Below are 22,208 nucleotides of genomic sequence, written 5' to 3'. Positions count from 1 at the left end.
GCCACATCAAAAGCTGTGCGCCGAGGCGGCCTAGTAGCCGACCTGGCTTCGGGTTGTACGCATTCTCCTGTGGGAGCGAGCCGGCTCCGGGCGGCGTTCCGACGAAAGCTGACTTTCAGCTATTGAATAATCTGCGGGTGTACTCAAAACCCTGTGGGAGCTTGGCTTGCCAGCGATGACTTTTGTTCAGGCACTAGAGCTTGTGCAGGTGTACCTATCTAGCGATATTGATCTATCAGAATGACCGCACGATCCGCCCCAATGTCTCCATTGCCTTCTCCGACGCTTCATTCCACGGGCTGCCGTAATTCAATCGAATGCAATTGCGAAAGCGCTGGGTCGGCGAAAAAATGGGTCCCGGCGCGATGCTGATGCCTTGGGCCAGGGCCATCTGAAACAACTTCAGTGAATCCATCTGCTCCGGCAATTCCAGCCACAGGAAATAACCGCCGGCCGGTTGGCTGACCCGAGTTTGCGCGGGGAAGTAGCGGGCGATGGCAGCGAGCATGGCGCTTTGCTGTTCTTCCAGGGCGTAACGCAGTTTGCGCAGGTGCCGGTCGTAGCCACCGTGTTGCAGGTAATCGGCGATGGCCGCTTGCGCCGGCATCGATGCGCACAACGAGGTCATCAATTTCAGCCGTTCGATTTTTTGCGCATAGCGCCCAGCCGCGACCCAACCGATGCGGTAGCCCGGCGCCAGGCTCTTGGCGAACGATCCGCAATGCATCACCAGCCCCTCGGTGTCGAACGCCTTGGCCGGTTTCGGTGCTTGCTGCCCGTAATACAGTTCGGCGTATACGTCGTCCTCGATCAGCGGCACCTGGTGCTCGCGCAACAGCTCCACCAGTGCCTGCTTCTTTGCCTCGGGCATGGTCGCGCCCATGGGGTTCTGGAAACTGGTCATGCACCAGCAGGCCTTGATCGGATGGCGCTCCAGGGTTTGCGCGAGCACGCCGAGGTCGATGCCATCACGCGGATGCACGGGGATTTCCACCGCTTTGAGCTTCAAGCGTTCCAGCACTTGCAGGCTGGCGTAGAACGCCGGCGCTTCAATGGCCACCAGATCGCCGGGTTCGGTCACCGCTTGCAGGCACAGGTTCAGCGCCTCGAGGGCGCCGTTGGTGATCAGCAATTCTTCCATCGGTAACATCAGGCCACCGACCATGTAACGCAGGGCGATCTGCCGGCGCAGTTGCGGGTTGCCCGGCGACAGGTCAGTCACCACCATGCGCGGGTCCATCTCGCGGGTTGCACTGGACAAAGAGCGCGACAGCCGTTGCAGCGGAAACAGCGTTGGGCTGGGGAACGCCGAGCCGAACGGCACGGTGTTCGGGTCCTTGATCGAGTCGAGCACGGAAAACACCAGTTCGCTGACGTCGACTTCGGTGGACTCGTTGACCTGACTGCTGATCACCGGCTCGGAAAACGGGCTCGGCGCGTGGGTATTGACGAAGTAGCCGGAGCGCGGCCGGGCGCGGATCAGGCCGCGACGTTCCAGCAGGTAGTAGGCCTGGAACACCGTGGACGGGCTGACACCATAGGTCTGGCTGGCGTAGCGCACCGATGGCACCCGCTGGCCCGGGCCGAGAACGCCGGAGCGGATCAGTTCAGCGATGTCATCGGCGAATTTTTCGTAGCGTTTCATGGATGGCCCGAGTTGAGAGTATTCATGTGGTACACGTCTTGTGGTCAGTCAAGATTCTTGTGGTCAGCCAGCATCTTGTGGCGAGGGAGCTTGCTCCCGCTGGGGTGCGCAGCGCCCCCACGAGTTTGCGACTGCTCCGCAGCCGAGCGGGAGCAAGCTCCCTCGCCACAGAGACCGTGCCAGATAATGGACGGCATCTTAACGGCTCAACGATTCATCGGCGCAACAAAGCGGCTCTTCGCTTCGCTGTAAATCGCCGCTTCATCGCTGTCGGTAACGCGGAAGACGATAGTCTGCGAGCTGCTGCTCGGCCGCTCGGCGATCATCGCCACCGACACCGGCACATCGACGATCTCGCCCGGGGCAAGGCTCAGCGCAGTGTTGCCCTGCAACTGGAAGCCGTCGCCATCCACCAGGCTCAGTTGATAGGCCTGGCGCTGCTGGGTTTTGTTGATGACTTTCAAGCTATAGATGTTCTCGATCTGGCCCTGGCTGTTTTCGCGGAACAGGCCGCGATCCTTGCTCACATCCAGCGACACCATCGGCCGCTCCACCAAGGCCCAGGCGAGGGCGGCGATCATTGCCACCAGCACCAGCGTGTAACCGATCAGCCGTGGTCGCAGCAGGTGGGTCTTGCCGCCCTGCAACTCGCGTTCCGAGGTGTAACGGATCAGGCCGCGGTCGTAGCCCATTTTGTCCATGATCGAATCACAAGCGTCGATGCACGCCGCGCACCCGATGCATCCCATCTGCAAGCCGTCGCGGATGTCGATGCCGGTCGGGCACACCTGCACGCAGACCTGGCAATCGATGCAGTCGCCCAGGCCAACGTCCGCCGGTTTTACCTCGCGTTTGCGCGGGCCACGGTTTTCGCCACGGGCGGCGTCGTAGGAAATGGTCAGGGTGTCTTTATCGAACATCACGCTCTGGAACCGCGCATAGGGACACATGTGCATGCACACCGCTTCGCGCAGCCAACCGGCGTTGAGGTAAGTGGCTGCCGTGAAGAACAACACCCAGAACAGGCTGACGCCGCCCATTTGCAGGGTCAGCAGTTCCTCGGCCAGCGGCCGGATCGGTGTGAAGTAACCGACGAAGGTCAGCCCGGTCAGCAGGCTGATCGCCAGCCACAGCGTGTGCTTGGCCGAGCGCCGCAGCAGTTTGTTCAGGCCCCAAGGCGCTGCTTGCAGCTTGATCCGCTGATTACGTTCGCCCTCGGTGACTTTTTCCACCCACATGAAGATCCACGTCCAGGAGCTCTGCGGGCAGGTGTAACCGCACCAGACGCGCCCGGCAAACACCGTGATAGCGAACAGGCCAAATGCGGCGATGATCAACAGCGCCGACAGCAGGATGAAATCCTGCGGCCAGAAGGTCGCACCGAAAATGTGGAATTTGCTCTCCGCGAGGTCCCAGAGCACCGCTTGGCGGTCACCCCAATCGATCCACACCGTACCGAAAAACAGCAGAAACAGAAATCCCGCACCGCTCAGGCGCAGGTTGCGAAACAGACCGGTGAAACTGCGGGTGTGGATCAACTTATCGCTAGTCTTGACCTTCACTTTGGGCGTGAAGCTGTGAACGGCTGGAGCCGTTTCGAGATTTCGGACAGGGATTTGTTCGCTCATGGTCGTGTGCTCATCAGCCTCCATCAGGCGTGAGCACTATCACCGCTGATCTGTTTGCATAACAGACTCAGTTATTGCGATAAAAAGCGGATCAGATTGGTACACGTTCTCGCCCTGCGACAACTTGAAGCAGTCGCAGGGCGATTGTCAGGGCTAGGGTGGCGAATATTGACTCAGGTCATTCAAATCACCGAATCACCGTCGGTTTCCTTCAAGTGCCGGCGGCCATCCGCAGCGCCTGCTACGGTTAATGCATCGGCTTCTGCTTCGGTGATGTAAACCCGCGTGCCGTCGATGTCCACCGCAGACATGGCCATGGCCGAATCGGTGATCACCGTCAGGTCTTCGCACAGGCGAATCTCCTCGCCATTCTCGACGGTGAAAAAGCAGGTCTGATTTTCGATGCGCACGGCCATGGTGAGATCCTTTTTTCGCGTGAAGTTAATACCTTAGGTTCGCCAGCGCACTTAACGTTCTGTGCAACCGATTAGTGGTCGCTGCGGTCCATCGCTTACCCCCAATTCTTAAAAGGACAGATGCATGGACGGATGGTGGCATGAAGTCTGGGTAACGCTGCAAGCGGAGTTCGCCGACATCGGTGACGCCAAGCAACTCACGCAAATCACCGTACGCTTGCTGATTGCTGCGTTGCTTGGCGGGATTCTCGGCTTTGAGCGAGAACACAAAGGCAAGGCCGCTGGCGTGCGCACGCACATGCTGGTGGCGTTAGGGGCCGCGTTGTTTGTCTTGGTGCCGCAGATGTCCGGCTCCCAGGCCGATGCCATGAGCCGGGTGGTGCAAGGGGTAATCGCCGGCATCGGCTTCCTCGGCGCCGGCACCATCCTGAAAAACACCGATGGCGACGATGCCCAGGTGCGTGGCCTGACCACCGCCGCCGGTTTATGGATGACCGCCGCCATCGGCGTCTCCGCCGGGTTGGGTCGGGAAGCGACGGCGGTGCTCAGCACGTTGCTGGCGTTAGCGATTTTCAGCGTAATGCCGAGAATCGTGCGTCTACTGGACAAAGATCACGACAGCAGTGATGGCGACGAGGACGGCAATGGAACCGCGCCCTGACCGTAGAAGATTGTGCTGACATTAACTTAGAGGCGACTTAATACGAGCATTAAAGTGCTGCTGCGAGTATGAAAGCCTCATCGAGGGTATTTCCTCCATAGTGAGATTTAAACCCATCCGCTGAATCAAACGGGTTCAATTTTTTTTGACTAATCATATAAAATCTGTCGCAATTCATAGTGATCTCATCGATATTATGAGAAGACACTAGTACTGCCGTACCACCCTTCGCCGCGCCCTTCAAACATTTCCATATATAATGTCGAAACTCGGGGTCTACGCCTGCTGTCGGTTCATCCAAAATAACGAAATCAGCATTCATAGCCAACAGGCTCAAAGTAAAGAACCAGCGTTTTTCACCATAACTGCAGTTCGCGGATTTTTTTGCCCAGATATCGGCATACCGACTAATGAGTTCAGGGCACCAAATTTGAAGTTTTTCAATAGCCATGTCTTTGCTAAGTTTTTTACTGGAACAGAGAATTGTGATCATTTTGAAAATATCGAACATTCTTAAGGTGTGCGGAGTTGTAATTGTTTGAGAGAGATAAAGGTGGGTAGAAAAATCAATGATCAACTGGCAGTACTCTGCCTGTTTAATACTGCAAATTATATCAAAGAGAGTCGTCTTTCCAGAGCCGTTAGGCCCGAGCAATCCGACAATAGCACCAGAGCAAACAGATAATGAGGTCTCTCTGAATAAAGCGCGACTGTCGTATCCAAAGCTGAGCTTATCTATAATCATTGATTTCATTAATATCGACTCCAGACGGGATTAACTCTTAAGTAATGGTAGTTTGCATAAAAAAGTATTGTAAATGTTAGCCCTATTATCGTTGCGATTTGTTTAGCCGGATGCAGGCTGCCGGCCAGTATCATTTTCGCAATGATAAGTGGGTTGTATTGGTAGATTGTGCTTATCTCCACGGATCGCTGTGTATTGTTTCCCGCAATCGCCAGAATCAAAAATATAAATGAAATGATAGACAATACAGTGTTGGCGTTCTGAAAAGTCATCGGCAGGGCAGTAATAAGCAGGCCGAGTGTATTAAATAGCAAGAAGCAGATGTAGCATCGGTAAACGATTGATAGAAGCTCCATTGGGTTAAAAGTTCCTGAGTTGGGCTTGGTGAAGATATAGAAAATGACGGCGTAGGCTATTACAATAAATGAATAAGCGAAAAAATGACCGAGGAGAAAGATGAATTTAGCTTCAAAGGTATAGATGAAAGATCTTATAAAGCCACTTTCCCTTCTCCCAATTATGTACAGAGCAAATCCAAACAACGCGACGCTAGATGAAATGTAGGCGTAAAAAAGAGACGTAGATTCTATATAGTTCGAGTCAGGCGGTAAAATTGAATTTTCAAAAGAAATCAGTACATAATAAAACGCTATAGGTGATAAGACTGTCCACAGTAGAGCGGTTGGCTCCTTCATTTGCTCTTTGATGAAAATGATTGCGAGGTGACTTGATCGTTGCAATGTTCGTTTCATATTGTTTTCCGTCCTAGGGGAAGGGCACCATGACTTGCTGCCGTTCAGGCATGATCGCTTCGAAGAAATGAGCGGAATATTGATTGGATAGGTTAATGTTTCTTGAACTATTCATGTGCAAAAATAAGTCAGGAGAGACGTATTTAGCGGCGAAATAAGTAGCGCCTTCTATTTGTATGGGTTTCAGATAAATAAAACCGGTGATTTCATTTGCGTTGAGCGAATCTAATAATCCTTGGGTGGTGAATGGCATTGTATGTATGTCTTGAGATGAGCCTTCCTGAATAAAGGCCACGATGTCAGCGTACGTTTTATAATGGTTGCAATTCATAAAATGCTGGAGATAGGGGTCGTGGATTTCCCTAATGCGCCCATTTGTAGTGTGAAAAACGTCCATAAACCGATATGTCTGCCAAAGCTCTAGCAAAGATTTCTCCAATGCCTCCGCCGGCGTCGCCGAATAAGCCATGCCCGCGCAATATCTAACGCTTGCTGATTCGCTGTCGTTGCCGTAGACAAGCAGCAAGCATTTTCCAGGGAAGTGTCGATCCGATATGTCGATGACCGACACACTTCCCGTATTTATCAAATTGGAATAAATTGCAGATGCAGGGCCTTGTATTTTAAGTTGATCTATCTCAACTTGGCTTAATATTTTTCGACATTTACTAGTGAGCCAATATCTAACTAGAAATTGCCTTTCAAGTTGTTCCTTCAAAGAGCCAAATATTGCCTTTTCAGCATTTCGATGAAAGCTGCAGCCACAGGTGTCCCTGAGTGGGTACAATTCGTTGTCTTTCTCGATTTTGTGGCTGCTTAATGATATGAGCGCGCTAGGTATAAAACACTCCGTGAAATCTTTTGCTCTATACACTTTGGTCAGGTTAAACTCATGTCTGTTAATACTGCGCAGCGTGGTGGTTTTACTGGAGGTCTGGATAAGCGCAGTACCGAGTTTAAGTTGTTCCTTCTTGGTAAGCGTGTGCGAGAGCTTGCCAGTTGTGCAAGGAATGATCTCCATATAGAAATGCCGACGCTCGAAATATTCTCCTAAAGCTGTTCGAGTCGAATGGGAACCCCTGCCAATGCCTGACCCACCGTTTCCCCAGATATCACTCACCTCTACGGAAGACGGCATATGTGTCAGGCAAGCGGGTTGGAAGACAATGCTTGACAAGTTATCTTGGAAATATAGGTTCATGCTTATTCATCCGATAAATTGGACACACAGTGGCAGAAAAAGCGCGGGGTTGATTCCGATCGACTTGCACAGCATTGTGTCGTTATAGGCTGACCATAAGCGGCTTTGCAGTCCTACTTTTTTAACTTGTAAATCTGTGAGCATATACATTGAGCCAACCTCCATGAGTGCCATTCGGTAGCCTCGGTACCGATATTTGAATACTGTTTTAGGCATAAAGGACGTGTAAACGATGGCTAGCGCTGGTGATCCGATATCGGTATCTTTTGTTAATATCGATATTTTCAAAGGTGTCACGTCTTCACTGTTTCTAACTGCCTCGAATTCGCACGAATTTGGAAGAAGGTGCAATATCCTTTCTTCGCACGGCCAATCTAGTGCCTGATCCGTCAAGCAACACACAAATATCTCGGTGGGGTATAATGCGCCGGCGCTGGGATAACCGCGCTTGAAGCTGTTGTGTTGTCTTGAGGTCAAGGGTTCGACTATCTGTTTTACCGTGTCGAAGTCGATATGGGATTTATCAAAATAGTCGCACGATTCGTTTCTATGTAAATCGCTTGATAAGCTAGTCATTGAATCTGCAGAAATAATGGACTTCGAAGGTGGATACAGTCTGAGTTCGTTACCCGTTAAATCTTCAAGATGCTTGCTTTCAAAGAAATGCAAGGACGTAGAATGGCGTGTTGCGTCATGAATGATAAAGTTTCCCTGGCAGTGGAAATTTAAAATCCGTTCGTAAACAAGCGGATCTGTGAACCTGAGGTAATAATCATGAGGAATGTTTTTCACTTGGTACCTCCAATACAATCGCACATGCACCAATGGGAAGCTGCCGATTCAGATACAGATCCATCGTTTAGCGAGATGGTAGTCTCCGTCAGTATATTGTCTTGAAAGCGATAAACACGGCCAAGACCCGTTACCGTTTTTATCTTCTGCACTGTTGCACCGAAAACCAGGGTTTTCTGAAAAAGACTCATCGTTTGGCCAGGTATGCTTGTTTCTCTTTCGTGGCAAAATTTCAGTAATTTTGACCACGAGTTTGTCGAGTTTTTGTAATACTCATTGTTCAGTAATTTGTCGATCGAGCAAAAGTGACAGGCGTTACCCATATCCGGTATAAAAGGCTGGCTGATCACATAGGTATTCCCTTTGCAATAACCTACCGATATCGCGCTGTCAGGGTGCTTCGATACGAAAGCGAAATATAGATTTTTAAGGTCTTGGTAATTATATTGTTCACACAGCAAAACTACGAGGTACTTATAAGGCTCGTTGGTATTTGATATCAGGTCATCGAAATGACATACATTGAATTCGCAAGGAAGCTCCTCTTTGAGTATGTTTTCAAGTTGTATGTCGAAGTTCCAGTTGTACGCCACCGTTATTTTTTCGAAATAATACTCAGCGATTTGGTCAATTTTAATTATTTTTTTAAGAGCTTCATAGGCCTCGGTGGAATCGAGTCTGTGCGCCCCGAACAAATCGTCTAACTCATGCTTGGTGATAGATTTTTTAGCGTGTATGGCTTTTATGACATCAAATAGAGAATATGATTTTATTTTAGTGATGCCATTTTCCGATAATACAATGTTGTCGTTTTGGAAATTAAGGATTTCGTAATTGCTTATGCTTAATTGCATGGTAGTGGCTCCATGCAGGCCTTTCTGATAGGCTCAGAAAGGCCTGCCCTTTTCTATTGTTTTAATTATTGTTCAGTAGTTACTTCGCTTTGACTCGTGACGGCGTTACCTCCAGAACCTCCGCTACCGCCACTGCCACCACTGCAGCCACCGCCACCGCCGCAACCACCACTCCCACCACAACCACCAGCGCCGCCGGACCCGCCAGCCATTTTTGGACTATTTGCGTTGCCAAACTCTTCATTAAAGCTAAAGAGAGTTTCGATCAAGTTTTCATTTTTCATTATGTCGATGTCCTTGTCATTTATCGCCATCCGTCATTGAGTGGCCGTTAAATTTTTAGAGTCTTCGATGCAATTTTTCAAGTAGGTCTCTTTTCTGCTGTAGGAAGAAACGCTCAAGAAAAAAGGCAATTTCTTGCTTTAGATTATTAACTTTCCGATGAGTAGTTGTTATCTATAAACGTGCTGGAGTATTTAAATTGTTCAGGCTATACGCGTGGTTTGACAGAGTTTGAATATTCGTGTGCGCGCCCACACATGACTTCCGTCCTCAGATCTATGTAAGAAACTTCCTTGTTTCTTGTAAGTTAACGGCTGATTTTCTTTGCCAATCGAACTGTTAATCCGACGAGCGGTAGGGCGGCGTGCAAGTTAGTGAGGTTCGAGATTAGGTAATGGAATACACGCAGAGGTAAGTGGGGAGGTCACGAATCGTCAAGGCCGAAAATCCGCTGCGCTGGGTGTGTCCGCAGCGCAGCCTTCGTTGCTTCTACACTTGAGGCGTCACAATCACCGGCGGCACAGTACTCGGCGGTTCTTCCTTGGCCGGCGGCGTTGTGCCCGGTGGTTCTTGTTCCGGCACTGGTTGCGGTTCGGTGGGGGGGAGCGTCGGGGTGTCGATGTTCGGGTCGGGGGTTTCTGCAGGAATCGGGATGTTCATCGGAGCGGTCCTCCTGGATTGATGGCCAAAGCACAGCGGCGGCACATGGCGTGAGTCGTGCTTCTTAAAGATTGACCTGCGGTGTGCGGTTTTGATTCCCGCGGATGTGCGGCGAGCAATCCCGGTGAACTTTTGTCCGCCGCTGTCGCTCGGAACCTTGGTGGGCTGATTCCAGCGCGAGGCAGCCACGCGACGACTATTCAGACACATGAGCGTCCATGGGGCGTAAAGGAGAGATGCTCGATGACTGCTGAAAAACCGACTGAGTTGCACTACAACGCACAATTGCCGTTATCCCAGGCTTTGCTGCTGCCACGCATCGCCATTGAGAACACCATGCCGACCCTCGATGGCGGCCAGTTTGCGGTGAAAGCCGTAGCCGGCCAGGACATCACGGTAACCAGCAAAGTCTTCGCCGACGGTCACGACAAAATGGCTGTGCGGATTCGGTGGCGCGGCGAGGGCGATGACGCCTGGCGCAGCGCAACCATGGACGAGTTGGGTAATAACGGCTGGCAGGGCAGCTTCACCGTGCCGGAGCAGGGCCGCTATGTGTTTTGTATCGAAGCCTGGATCGACCAGTTCGCCAGTTTCCGTTACGAACTGGAGAAAAAGCACACCGCCGGCGTGCCGGTCAGCCTGGAGTTGCAGGAGGGCCGCAGTTATGTGCAGCAGGCTGCCGAACGCAGCGAAGGCCAACTGAGCGAAGACTTGGCGGCGTTGCACCACGAACTCAGCGGCCTGCTTGAAACCGAGCAGGTCGCGTTGTTTCTGCACCAGCGCAGCGCCGACCTGATGGCCGAGGCCGATCTGCGCCCGTATCTGAGCCTGAGCCCGGAATACCCGCTGGACGTCGAGCGTGACCTGGCGCAGTTCGCCAGTTGGTACGAGCTGTTCCCGCGCTCGATCACCGACGACAAGGCTCGCCACGGCACCTTTAATGACGTGCACGCGCGGTTGCCGATGATTCAGGACATGGGCTTCGACGTGCTGTATTTCCCGCCGATCCACCCGATCGGCCGCGCGCACCGCAAAGGCCCGAACAACTCGTTGACCGCCGGCCCGAATGATCCGGGCAGCCCTTATGCCATCGGTAGCAGCGACGGTGGGCACGAGGCGATTCACCCGGAACTCGGGACCCGCGATGACTTCCGGCGTTTGGTGGCCGCGGCCGCCGAGCATGGTCTGGAAATCGCCCTCGACTTCGCGATTCAGTGTTCCCAGGACCATCCGTGGCTCAAACAGCACCCGGGTTGGTTCAACTGGCGCCCGGACGGCACGATCAAATATGCCGAGAACCCGCCGAAGAAATACCAGGACATCGTTAACGTCGACTTTTATGCCGCGGACGCCATCCCGAGTCTGTGGACCGAGTTACGCGACATCGTGGTCGGTTGGGTCGAGGAGGGTGTGAAGATCTTCCGCGTCGATAACCCGCACACCAAGCCGCTGCCGTTCTGGCAATGGCTGATTGCCGATGTGCGGGCGCTGTACCCAGAGGTGATGTTCCTCGCCGAGGCTTTCACCACGCCGGCGATGATGGCGCGCCTGGGCAAGGTCGGTTACACCCAGAGCTACACCTATTTCACCTGGCGCAACACCAAGTACGAGTTGTCGACTTACCTCAGCGAACTCAACGAATCGCCGTTGCGCGAATGCTACCGGCCGAATTTCTTCGTCAACACCCCGGACATCAACCCGGCGTTCCTGCATGAATCGGGGCGTGCCGGGTTCCTCATCCGCGCGGCGTTGGCGACCATGGGCTCGGGGTTGTGGGGCATGTATTCGGGCTTCGAATTGTGCGAAGCGGCGCCGGTGCCAGGCAAGGAGGAATACCTGGACTCTGAGAAATACGAAATCCGTCCACGGGACTTCACCGCGCCGGGCAACATCATTGCCGAGATCGCCCAGCTCAACCGCATTCGCCGGCAGAACCCGGCGCTGCACACCCATTTGGGCCTGAAGATCTACAACGCCTGGAACGACAACATTCTGTACTTCGGTAAACGCAGCGCCGATGGCAGCAATTTTATTCTGGTGGCGGTCAGCCTCGATCCACACAACGTCCAGGAAGCGCATTTCGAACTGCCGCTGTGGGAATTGGGCTTGCCGGACGACGCCGAAACCCAGGGCGAGGACTTGATGAACGGCCACCGCTGGACCTGGTACGGCAAGTCGCAATTTATGCGCATTGAACCGTGGAATCAGCCGTTCGGGATTTGGCGGATTACCACGGGTTAATCGCTGTTGCTGCTGTGGCGATTGCTGATGTGGCGAGGGAGCTTACTTGCTCCCGCTCGACTGCGCAGCAGTCGCCAGGCCTGACAGCACGGTGTCGCTAATAGTTTTGGGGCCGCTACGCGACCCGGCGGGAGCCAGCCCTCGCCACAAAAAACCATATTCAACAGGAGTTTCAAATGGCGAAGAAACCCAGGTCAGCGACGTTCATCAATGACCCGCTCTGGTACAAAGACGCGGTCATCTATCAAGTCCATGTCAAATCCTATTTCGACTCCAACAACGACGGGATCGGCGACTTTCCCGGCCTGATCGCCAAACTCGATTACATTGCCGACCTCGGCGTCAACACCATTTGGCTGTTGCCGTTCTACCCGTCGCCACGCCGCGATGATGGCTATGACATTGCCGAATACCGTGGCGTCAGCCCCGACTACGGGACGTTGGCCGACGCCAAGCGCTTTATCGCCGAAGCGCACAAACGCGGCTTGCGGGTGATCACCGAGCTGGTCATCAACCACACCTCAGACCAGCATCCGTGGTTCCAGCGAGCGCGTAAGGCCAAGGCCGGTTCGGCGGCGCGGGACTTTTATGTGTGGTCGGATGACGACCAGAAATACGACGGTACGCGGATCATTTTCCTCGACACCGAAAAGTCCAACTGGACCTGGGACCCGGTCGCCGGCCAGTACTTCTGGCACCGTTTCTATTCGCACCAGCCAGACCTGAACTTCGATAACCCGCAAGTGATGAAAGCGGTGCTGTCGGTAATGCATTACTGGCTCGACATGGGCATCGACGGCCTGCGCCTCGACGCCATCCCGTACCTGATCGAGCGTGACGGCACCAACAACGAAAACCTTCCGGAAACCCACAGCGTTCTCAAGCAGATCCGCGCCGAAATCGACGCGCATTACCCGGACCGCATGCTGCTGGCCGAGGCCAACCAGTGGCCGGAAGACACCCAGTTGTATTTCGGCGACGTGAAGGGCGACAACGGCGACGAATGCCACATGGCATTCCACTTCCCGTTGATGCCGCGCATGTACATGGCGCTGGCCCAGGAAGATCGTTTCCCGATCACTGACATCCTGCGCCAGACCCCGGAGATCCCCGCCAATTGCCAATGGGCGATTTTCCTGCGCAACCACGATGAACTGACGCTGGAAATGGTCACTGACAAAGAGCGCGATTACCTGTGGAATTACTACGCGGCCGATCGGCGCGCGCGGATCAACCTGGGTATCCGTCGCCGCCTCGCACCCTTGCTGGAACGGGATCGCCGGCGCGTCGAGCTGCTCAATAGCCTGCTGCTGTCGATGCCGGGGACGCCGACCCTGTATTACGGCGATGAAATCGGCATGGGCGACAACATCTACCTTGGCGACCGCGACGGTGTGCGCACGCCGATGCAGTGGTCGATCGACCGCAATGGCGGTTTTTCCCGCGCCGACCCGGCGAGCCTGGTCCTGCCGCCGATCATGGATCCGCAGTACGGCTACCTGTCGGTGAACGTCGAAACCCAGGCCGGTGATCCGCATTCGCTGCTGAACTGGACCCGGCGCATGCTCGCCGTGCGCAAACAGACCAAGGCGTTCGGGCGCGGCACGTTGAACATGTTGTCGCCGAGCAACCGGCGGATCCTGGCGTACACCCGCGAATACACCGGCGACGACGGCAAGCAAGAGATCATTCTGTGCGTGGCTAACGTCTCGCGCAGCGCGCAGGCGGCGGAGCTGGACTTGTCGGCCTACGTCGGCATGGTGCCGGTGGAGATGCTTGGCGGTAACGCTTTCCCACCCATTGGCCAGTTGAATTTTCTGCTGACGCTGGCCCCTTACGGCTTCTACTGGTTTGTTCTGGCCGCGGAGAATCAAATGCCGAGCTGGCACGTTGAACCGGCGCAAAGCTTGCCGGACTTCACCACCCTGGTGCTCAAACAACGCATGGAAGAACTGCTGGAATCGCCTTCGCGCCAAGCGCTGGAAGAACAGATCCTGCCGAACTGGCTGCAGAACCGTCGCTGGTTCGCCGGCAAGGATTCGGCCATCGAGAACGTGCACATCGCCGATGGTGTGCGTTTCGGCGATGCGCAACATCCGGTGTTGCTGAGCGAAATCGAAGTCACCAGCGGCGGCCAGACCGCGCGTTATCAGCTGCCATTTGGCTTTATCGCCGAGGATCAGGTCGGCCCGGCGTTGCCGCAGCAACTGGCCCTGGCCCGTGTTCGCCGTGGACGTCAGGTGGGTTTGATTACCGATGCATTCAGCCTGGAAAACTTCGTCCGCGCCGTGCTGGCCGGGATGCACGACAACAGCGTATTGCCGGCCAGCGGCGGCGAACTGATCTTCGAGCCGACCGCGCAACTGGCGAAACTCGGGCTCAATGCCGAGTCCGAAGTGCGTTACCTGTCCGCTGAGCAATCCAACAGTTCGGTGGTGGTGGGCAAGAGCCTGGTGCTCAAATTGATCCGCAAACTGGCGTCCGGGGTTCACCCAGAACTGGAAATGAGCGCGTATTTGACGGCGGCCGGTTTCCCCAACATCTCGCCGCTGCTCGGTTCGGTGGTGCGCCGTGACGCGCAGGGCGAAGACTCGCTGCTGATGATCGCCCAAGGTTACTTGAGCAATCAGGGCGATGCCTGGGAATGGACGCAGAACAACCTCGAACGCGCCTTGCGCGATGAGCTGGCGGATGCCATGTCCGAGCAGGACCAGCATTACAACGCCCTCGGCGAGCTCAAGGATTTCGCCGGCATGCTCGGCCAGCGCCTCGGTGAGATGCACCATGTGCTGGCGGCGCCTACCGAAGACCCGGACTTCGCGCCGGTGGTCACCAGCGCCAAGGATGCAAGCGCGACGGCCAAGGATGTCACTGCGCAAATGGAGCGCGCCTTGCAGTTGCTCAAACAGCAGCAGAATCAATTGAACCCGGCGGACCAGGCGTTGGTCAGTCGTTTGCTGGAAAACAAAAAGGTCGTGCTCGCGCATATCCAGGCACTGGCGAAGAAAGCCGTTGGCGGACTGCGGATTCGGGTCCATGGTGATCTTCACCTGGGCCAGGTTCTGGTGATCAAGGGCGACGCCTACCTGATTGACTTCGAAGGTGAACCGGCGCGGCCGCTGCACGAACGCCGTGGCAAGCACAGCCCGTATAAAGACGTCAGCGGTGTATTGCGCTCATTCGACTACGCCGCGGCGATGACCATTAACGTGCACAACGTCGACAACACCGACGAGGCACAAGCGGCCCGCCGCAGGGTTGCGGAACGTTACCTGGCCGAAGCGCGCCAGGCATTTGTGAAGGCATACCGGCTGGCGGCAGCTAGTCTTGCTCATGCATGGCAAGACCCGGAAGGCGAGGACGCCGCGTTGGCGTTGTTCGGTCTGGAGAAGGCGGCCTATGAAGTGGCCTATGAAGCCGAAAATCGCCCCACCTGGCTACCCGTGCCACTGCACGGTCTGGTCGGGTTATTGAGTGGGCTCAAACCCTTTTCCGATGTGGGTGGAGAGTAGTCATGAGTTTCTTGAACAAGGATCAGGGTCAGATCAAACAAGCTACCGCGCTCCCTGACGCGCGGGACATCGACGCGTTGGTACGCGCCGAACACCAGGATCCTTTTGCCATCCTCGGGCCGCACGGCGACGGCAAGGGTGGGCAGTTTATCCGTGCCTACCTGCCTGATGCCTTGAGCGTGCAAGTGGTGGCCAAAGAGTCCGGTGAAGAACTGGGCAGCCTTGACGCCACGCAGACTCCGGGCTTGTTTGTCGGCCATTTCGACCACGCTCAGCCCTACCTGCTGCGCACCCGTTGGGCCGGCGGCGAGCAAACTGCGGAAGATCCCTACAGCTTCGGCCAGTTGCTGGGCGAGATGGACTTGTACCTGTTTGCCGAAGGCAACCACCGCGACCTGAGTTCGTGCCTCGGCGCACAACTGATGAACGTGGAAGGGGTCGACGGTGTCCGGTTTGCCGTGTGGGCACCGAATGCCAAGCGTGTTTCGGTGGTCGGTGACTTCAATGTCTGGGACGGTCGCCGGCATCCGATGCGCCTGCGCCATCCTTCCGGGGTCTGGGAGTTGTTCGTGCCACGCCTGCAGGCTGGCGAAACTTACAAATATGAAGTGCTCGGCGCCCACGGCATCCTGCCGCTGAAAGCCGACCCAGTGGCCTTGGCCACTGCGCTGCCGCCGGACACCGCGTCCAAAGTAGCGTCGAAACTGAACATCGACTGGCAAGACCAGGACTGGATGCAACAGCGCGGCGAGCGCCAAGGCAACAGTGCGGCGCTGTCGATCTACGAGTTGCACGCCGGGTCCTGGCAGTGCGAGCTCGACGAAGCGGGCGAAGTGGCGCGGCAGTACAACTGGCACGAACTGGCTGATCGCTTGATCCCGTACGTCAAAGAACTGGGTTTCACTCACATCGAACTGATGCCGATCATGGAGCACCCGTTTGGCGGTTCCTGGGGTTATCAGCCGTTGTCGCAGTTCGCCCCAAGTGCGCGCTATGGTTCGCCGGACGACTTTGCGGCGTTCGTCAACGCCTGTCACCAAGCGGAGATCGGCGTGATCCTTGACTGGGTGCCCGCGCATTTCCCAACCGATACCCACGGTTTGGCGCAATTCGACGGCACCGCGCTGTACGAATACGGCAACCCGCTGGAAGGTTTCCACCAGGATTGGGACACGCTGATTTACAACCTGGGCCGCACCGAGGTGCACGGCTTTATGCTGGCGTCGGCGCTGCATTGGCTCAAGCATTTCCACATTGACGGGCTGCGGGTCGATGCCGTGGCGTCGATGTTGTATCGCGATTATTCGCGCAAGGCTGGCGAATGGATTCCTAACCGTCACGGCGGCCGCGAGAACCTTGAAGCCATTGATTTCGTCCGCCATCTCAACGACGTGGTGGCCCTCGAAGCCCCCGGCGCGCTGATGATTGCCGAAGAGTCCACCGCATGGCCGGGCGTGAGCCAGGGCACCCAGCAGGGCGGGTTGGGCTTCAATTACAAATGGAACATGGGCTGGATGCACGATTCGCTGCATTACATCCAACAGGATCCGGTTTACCGTGGCCATCACCACAATGAACTCAGTTTCGGCCTGGTCTACGCCTGGTCCGAGCGCTTCATCCTGCCGATCTCCCACGATGAAGTGGTGCACGGCAAGCATTCGCTGATCGACAAAATGCCCGGTGACCGCTGGCAGAAATTCGCCAACTTGCGCGCTTACCTGAGCTTTATGTGGACCCATCCGGGCAAGAAGCTGTTGTTCATGGGCTGCGAGTTCGGCCAGTGGCGCGAGTGGAACCATGATCAGCAACTGGACTGGTACCTGCTGCAATACCCTGAGCACAAAGGCGTACAGAAACTGGTCAGCGACTTGAACCGGTTGTACCGCGAAGAGCCAGCGCTGCACGACCAGGACGATAAGCCGCAGGGCTTCCAGTGGCTGATCGGCGATGACGCGATCAACAGCGTTTACGCCTGGCTGCGCTGGAGCAAGGACGGCAAACCGGTGCTAGTAGTGGCCAACTTCACTCCAGTGCCGCGCCAAGCCTACCGCGTCGGCGTGCCGTTCCCAGGGCGCTGGACCGAGCTGCTGAACAGCGATGCCGATACCTATGCCGGTTCCAACTATGGCAATGGCGGCGGGGTGTTCACCGAGGATGAACCGAGCCATGGCCAGGAAATGTCGCTGATGCTGAATCTGCCGCCACTGGCGGTGATCATCCTCCGGCCGGAGGGTTGATCGGCTGTTGAGACGTTGATCGTCAGGCAACAGATGTGCGTTGCCTGATGTGACGCCATCGCTGGCAAGCCAGCTCCCACCGTTTTTCAGTGTGATCACGATTCTCTGAACACCTGAAAACCCTGTGGGAGCTGGCTTGCCAGCGATAGCGGTCTGACTGCCAACACATCCCTACCAACATCCCCAATCCTCTGTGGGAGCGAGCCTGCTCGCAAATGCCTCCTGCCGCCACACCAATCCCCGAGACATCACCCAACACGCTTTATTATGATTTTCTGCCGCGCAAGGGTAACGTTGAACGCCGACGATTCCCGACCCTGCCGATAGGATGCCGCCCCTCATGTTTGAACTCGATCACGACCTGGCCCAGGACATCGTCGACCGGGCGATGGCGATCCTGCCGTACAACGTCAATGTCATGGACAGCCAGGGTTTGATCCTGGGCAGTGGCGAGCCGGAGCGGGTCAACACTCGCCACGAAGGCGCGCAACTGGTGCTGGCCAACGGGCGGGTGGTGGAAATCGACAGTCAGACCGCGATGCACCTCAAGGGCGTGCAGCCTGGCATCAACTTGCCGCTGCTGCTCGATCAACGGCTCATTGGTGTGCTAGGCATCACCGGTGAGCCGGAGCAACTGCGCACCTACGCAGAACTGGTGCGGATGACCGCCGAAATGCTGGTCAGCCAGCGCAACCAGCAGGGTGAGCAACAATGGCGGCGGCAGCGCTGCGACGATCTGCTGGCCTTATTGCTCAGCGAAACAGGCGATTCGCCACGGTTGGTGGACGAAGCGCAGCAGATGGGGTTGAAGCCGCAACTGGCGCGCGTGCCGTGCCTTTTTGAATTGGGCGCGGATCAGCGGCCGGGGCAGACCGTCGAGGCGTTGAGCGCCTGGCTGATGTCACGTTACCCAGACAGTTGGTGCGTGAGCGCCGCGCCGTCGTCGCTGCTCTGGTGTCGCCCGGCCAGTCATATGGTGGACGCGCCACGACTGCTGGAAAAACTCGATGGCCTGGGTTGGAACATCCTGCGCATCGCGGTCGGTGGTGCGACCGAAGGCTTGAACGGGCTGCGCCGCAGCTATCGTCGGGTCGGTGATCTGCTCGCCTATGGCCGCGAGGTGTTGCCGGATTCGCGGCTGCTGGTCCTCGACCGTTACGCGCTGCCGGTACTGCTGTGGCGCCATCGTCACGACGACGCCCTCGACGAACTGCTCAGCCCCCTGCGCAGAGTGCTCGCCAAGGACAACAATGGCCAGTTGCTCGCCACCTTGCGCAGTTGGTGCGAACACGATGGCCAGAGTCAGGCCTGCGCCGATGCGTTGGGCATCCACCGCAACAGCCTGCGTTACCGGATGGAGCGGATCGCCGAACTCAGTGGCGTCGATCCACTGAGACTGGATGGCATGCTCGCGCTCTATCTCGGGGTTCAGCTGTTGCCGGCGAGCACTGTCGTTTGATTCGCCAGTGTTTGTAGGAATGAACAACAAAGCCTGTCGCCACTTGTGCAGCGGACCGGCGTCAGCGGCGCTGGCAACTGGCAGCATGATCTGCATCGCCTTCGGAGAATCCACATGAAAATCGTCATCGCCCCCGACTCGTTCAAGGACAGCCTCAGCGCGCAAGGGGTGGCCGATGCTATCGCGCTCGGCCTGGCCGATGTCTGGCCCGACGCGCAATTGCTCAAGTGTCCGATGGCGGACGGCGGGGAGGGGACCGTGGAATCGATTCTGGCCGCGTGTGACGGCGAGCTGCGCCGCCAGAGCGTCCGCGGCCCGCTCGGCGCCACGGTCAACGCCCATTGGGGCTGGCTGCCGCAAAGCCACACGGCGATCATCGAAATGGCCGAGGCCAGCGGTTTGCAGTTAGTCCCGCCGGGGCAGCGCGATGCGTGTTCCAGCGGCACCTTCGGCACCGGTGAACTGATCCGCGCGGCCCTGGATGCCGGTGCCGAACGCATCATCCTGGCCATCGGCGGCAGTGCCACCAATGACGGCGGGGCCGGGGCCATGCAGGCGCTGGGCGTGCGTTTGATCGACGCTGACGATCATGAGCTGCCACCCGGCGGGCTGGCCTTGGCGCAATTGGAGCGCATCGACCTGCAAGGGCTCGACCCACGGCTGGCGGCGGTGCGCTTCGAGATCGCGGCCGACGTCAACAATCCCCTGTGCGGCCCGCACGGCGCGTCGGCGATTTTCGGTCCGCAAAAAGGCGCATCGCCCGAGCAAGTGCAGCTGCTGGATCAAGCGTTGGGACATTTCGCCGAGCATTGCGCCAAGGTCTTGCCTAAAGATGTCCGTGATGAGCCGGGCAGTGGTGCGGCCGGCGGCTTGGGGTTTGCGGCCAAGGCCTTTCTCGCTGCGCAGTTCCGCGCCGGGGTGGAAGTGGTCGCCGACCTGGTGGGCCTGGCGGAAGCGGTGCAAGGCGCGGACCTGGTGATTACCGGCGAAGGCCGTTTCGATGCGCAAACCCTGCGCGGCAAGACGCCGTTCGGTGTGGCGCGGATCGCCCGACAGGCAGGCGTGCCGGTGATCGTCCTTGCTGGCACCTTGGGCGAGGGCTATCAGGAACTCTACGATCACGGCATCGACGCCGCGTTCGCCTTGGCCAGCGGGCCGATGACCCTGGAGCAAGCCTGTGCCGAAGCGCCGCGATTGCTGCAAGAGCGCGCGGTAGACATCGCGCGGGTCTGGCGATTGGCGAAATCCAGCGCGTAGCGAGTAGGGGGCGCCATGCACCGAGTGTTTCACCTCTGAAACACTCGTAATTTCCTGAAATATATTTATCCAATCCCCGCAGTATTCCTAAAGTCCGGCCGATAACAAGGTCAGGCGAATGACCCTCTTACCACGGTGACGCCGCGCTGCAGGCCAGCGAATACGGCACGGATGCCCGAGTTCAACACTCCCGAGAGTCATCCTATGTCCTTGCGTAATCTCAATATCGCTCCGCGCGCCTTTCTGGGTTTTGCTTTCATTGCACTGCTGGTGGTGATCCTCGGCGTGTTCGCAGTCAACCGCATGACCATCATTCGCCAGGCATCAGTCGACATGAGCAGCAATCAGCTGCCCAGCGTGGGTTTCCTCAGTCAGATCAGCGAAAACGTGCTGCGCATGCGGATCACCTCGTTCCGCATCCTGGTCAACCGCGAGCCGGCCAGCCTGCAGGAAGCCGAAACCCGCATTGGGGCGCTGGTCGACAAGGCCCGTGCGGCGCAGGCCAGTTACGCGGCACTGCCGGCCGGCGCCGACGAGTTGGCGCTGTACAAAACGTTCACCACTACCTTCGATAACTATTTGCAGGCGCAACGGGAGATGCTCGACCTCTCGCGGCAAAACAAACTCGAAGAGATGCGCACCTTGATCAACACGCGGGTCAAGGAGGGCACCGACGCCATGGGCGAGCAGCTCAACAAACTGATGACCTTCAACAGTGAAGCGGCCAACGCTGCGAGTATCGTCGCGGCGAGCAATTACGATTTCGCCGTCAACGGCATCATCGCCGTGTCGGTGGCCGCCGCGCTGTTGACGGTGTTGCTGGCCTGGCTGTTGACCCGCAGCATCGTCACGCCATTGGCCCGCGCGGTAGTGGCGGCGGAAACCATCGCCGGCGGCAATCTGACCAAAGCCATCGAAGTCGACGGCAAGGACGAACCGGCGCGGTTGCTCGCGGCGTTGTCGACCATGCAGGGCAACCTGCGCCAGACCATCGAGCAGATCGCCGGTTCCGCCACGCAATTGGGCGCCGCCGCCGAAGAACTCAGCGCGGTAACCGAAGAAGCCTCCCGTGGCCTGCAGCAGCAGAATAATGAAATCGAACAAGCCGCCACCGCCGTCAACGAGATGACCGCAGCGGTCGAGGAAGTGGCGCGCAACGCGGTGTCGACTTCCGAAGCGTCCAACCAGTCGACCCAGGCCGCCCGCGAAGGTCGCGACCGTGTTGTCGAAACCGTCGGCGCGATCCAGACCATGACCCAGGACGTGCAAAACACTTCGGTGATGATCGAGGGCCTCGCCACCCAGGGCCGCGACATCGGCAAAGTACTCGACGTGATCCGCGCCATCGCCGAGCAGACCAACCTGCTGGCCCTCAACGCCGCGATCGAAGCCGCCCGCGCGGGTGAAGCCGGGCGTGGCTTTGCGGTGGTCGCCGACGAGGTGCGCGCCCTGGCTCATCGCACGGCGCAATCGACCCAGGAAATCGAAAAAATGGTGGCCGGCATCCAGAACGGCACCGGGCAGGCGGTCGAGTCCATGGCCCAGAGCAACCAGCGCACCCAGTCCACCCTGGAGATGGCCCGCGCCGCCGGCGTGGCACTGGAGCAAATCACCGAATCGATCCACCTGATCAACGAGCGCAACCTGGTGATCGCCAGCGCTTCCGAGGAGCAAGCGCAAGTGTCCCGCGAAGTCGACCGCAACCTGGTGAACATTCGCGACCTCGCGACTCAGTCCGCGGCCGGTGCGAACCAAACCAGCGTCGCCACCCATGAACTGTCGCGCCTGGCGGTTGACCTGAATGGGATGGTGGCGCGGTTTGTAATTTGACCCGGGCTCTGCAGCTCGCTCCGAAGCAACGGCGTC

The 22,208-nt window shown here is 57.0% G+C and carries 17 protein-coding genes and 1 pseudogene; 8 read left to right on the top strand and 10 right to left on the bottom strand.

Annotated elements, in window-relative coordinates:
- Positions 1 to 235: 235 nt before the first annotated feature.
- The 3 genes from mapR to RG836_RS09985 form a co-directional block, all read right to left on the bottom strand.
- Positions 236 to 1,645, bottom strand: a complete 1,410-nt coding sequence (mapR, locus tag RG836_RS09995; RefSeq protein WP_310845087.1) for a GntR family transcriptional regulator MpaR — start codon at positions 1,643 to 1,645, stop codon at positions 236 to 238.
- 206 nt (positions 1,646 to 1,851) lie between these two features.
- Positions 1,852 to 3,273 (bottom strand): cytochrome c oxidase accessory protein CcoG, encoded by a 1,422-nt coding sequence (ccoG, locus tag RG836_RS09990; protein WP_310845085.1) that lies wholly within the window; start codon positions 3,271 to 3,273, stop codon positions 1,852 to 1,854.
- Positions 3,274 to 3,455: 182 nt separating this feature from the next.
- A complete protein-coding gene (locus RG836_RS09985; RefSeq protein WP_310845084.1) occupies positions 3,456 to 3,689 on the bottom strand; it encodes a DUF3203 family protein in 234 nt (77 codons plus the stop codon).
- A 124-nt stretch (positions 3,690 to 3,813) separates the two neighbouring features.
- On the opposite strand from RG836_RS09985, the gene RG836_RS09980 reads away from it, so the two are divergent.
- Positions 3,814 to 4,350, top strand: a complete 537-nt coding sequence (locus RG836_RS09980) for an MgtC/SapB family protein (RefSeq protein ID WP_310845083.1) — start codon at positions 3,814 to 3,816, stop codon at positions 4,348 to 4,350.
- 49 nt (positions 4,351 to 4,399) lie between these two features.
- Here the strand turns inward: RG836_RS09980 and RG836_RS09975 are convergent, their stop codons facing one another.
- The 7 genes from RG836_RS09975 to RG836_RS09945 all read right to left on the bottom strand — a co-directional run bounded on the left by RG836_RS09975 (position 4,400) and on the right by RG836_RS09945 (position 9,636).
- The gene (locus tag RG836_RS09975) at positions 4,400 to 5,104 is read right to left on the bottom strand and encodes an AAA family ATPase (RefSeq protein ID WP_310845081.1); all 705 of its coding nucleotides are present in this window, start codon (positions 5,102 to 5,104) and stop codon (positions 4,400 to 4,402) included.
- Positions 5,104 to 5,847, bottom strand: coding sequence for an ABC transporter permease (locus RG836_RS09970; protein WP_310845079.1), 744 nt, complete (start codon positions 5,845 to 5,847; stop codon positions 5,104 to 5,106). The genes RG836_RS09975 and RG836_RS09970 overlap by 1 nt, the downstream gene beginning before the upstream one ends.
- 13 nt (positions 5,848 to 5,860) lie before the next feature.
- Positions 5,861 to 7,048 carry a YcaO-like family protein gene (locus RG836_RS09965; protein WP_310845077.1) on the bottom strand — a complete coding sequence of 396 codons (1,188 nt, stop codon included), beginning with the start codon at positions 7,046 to 7,048 and terminating at the stop codon, positions 5,861 to 5,863.
- A gap of 6 nt (positions 7,049 to 7,054) precedes the next feature.
- On the bottom strand, positions 7,055 to 7,840 hold the full coding sequence (locus RG836_RS09960; protein ID WP_310845075.1) for a nitroreductase family protein: 786 nt from the start codon (positions 7,838 to 7,840) through the stop codon (positions 7,055 to 7,057).
- Positions 7,837 to 8,694, bottom strand: a complete 858-nt coding sequence (locus RG836_RS09955) for an McbB family protein (protein ID WP_310845074.1) — start codon at positions 8,692 to 8,694, stop codon at positions 7,837 to 7,839. The genes RG836_RS09960 and RG836_RS09955 overlap by 4 nt, the downstream gene beginning before the upstream one ends.
- Positions 8,695 to 8,759: 65 nt before the next feature.
- Positions 8,760 to 8,978 (bottom strand): hypothetical protein, encoded by a 219-nt coding sequence (locus tag RG836_RS09950; RefSeq protein ID WP_310845073.1) that lies wholly within the window; start codon positions 8,976 to 8,978, stop codon positions 8,760 to 8,762.
- Between the two features lie 487 nt (positions 8,979 to 9,465).
- A complete protein-coding gene (locus RG836_RS09945; protein WP_310845071.1) occupies positions 9,466 to 9,636 on the bottom strand; it encodes a hypothetical protein in 171 nt (56 codons plus the stop codon).
- Between the two features lie 243 nt (positions 9,637 to 9,879).
- On the opposite strand from RG836_RS09945, the gene RG836_RS09940 reads away from it, so the two are divergent.
- The 7 genes and pseudogenes from RG836_RS09940 (at position 9,880) to RG836_RS09915 (ending at position 22,172) form a co-directional block, all read left to right on the top strand.
- Positions 9,880 to 11,877, top strand: coding sequence for an alpha-1,4-glucan--maltose-1-phosphate maltosyltransferase (locus tag RG836_RS09940; protein ID WP_310845070.1), 1,998 nt, complete (start codon positions 9,880 to 9,882; stop codon positions 11,875 to 11,877).
- Positions 11,878 to 12,053: 176 nt separating this feature from the next.
- Entirely contained in the window at positions 12,054 to 15,389 is a 3,336-nt protein-coding gene (treS, locus tag RG836_RS09935; protein WP_310845068.1) for a maltose alpha-D-glucosyltransferase, read from the top strand.
- A 2-nt stretch (positions 15,390 to 15,391) separates the two neighbouring features.
- Positions 15,392 to 17,626 carry a 1,4-alpha-glucan branching protein GlgB gene (gene glgB / locus RG836_RS09930; protein ID WP_310845066.1) on the top strand — a complete coding sequence of 745 codons (2,235 nt, stop codon included), beginning with the start codon at positions 15,392 to 15,394 and terminating at the stop codon, positions 17,624 to 17,626.
- A 340-nt stretch (positions 17,627 to 17,966) separates the two neighbouring features.
- Positions 17,967 to 19,085: a sugar diacid recognition domain-containing protein gene (locus RG836_RS09925; protein ID WP_310845064.1), complete on the top strand. Its 1,119-nt coding sequence runs from the start codon at positions 17,967 to 17,969 to the stop codon at positions 19,083 to 19,085.
- Between the two features lie 114 nt (positions 19,086 to 19,199).
- A complete protein-coding gene (locus RG836_RS09920; RefSeq protein ID WP_310845063.1) occupies positions 19,200 to 20,342 on the top strand; it encodes a glycerate kinase in 1,143 nt (380 codons plus the stop codon).
- Between the two features lie 171 nt (positions 20,343 to 20,513).
- Positions 20,514 to 21,020: pseudogene (locus tag RG836_RS27305) on the top strand (MCP four helix bundle domain-containing protein); the annotation flags it as partial.
- Positions 21,021 to 21,080: 60 nt separating this feature from the next.
- Positions 21,081 to 22,172, top strand: coding sequence for a methyl-accepting chemotaxis protein (locus RG836_RS09915; RefSeq protein ID WP_409078070.1), 1,092 nt, complete (start codon positions 21,081 to 21,083; stop codon positions 22,170 to 22,172).
- Positions 22,173 to 22,208: the final 36 nt, after the last annotated feature.

Source organism: Pseudomonas rhizozeae, assembly GCF_031583775.1.
Lineage (GTDB): Bacteria > Pseudomonadota > Gammaproteobacteria > Pseudomonadales > Pseudomonadaceae > Aquipseudomonas.
The sequence above is the reverse complement of the archived record's forward strand: the minus strand, read 5'-3'. Positions and strand labels throughout refer to the sequence as shown.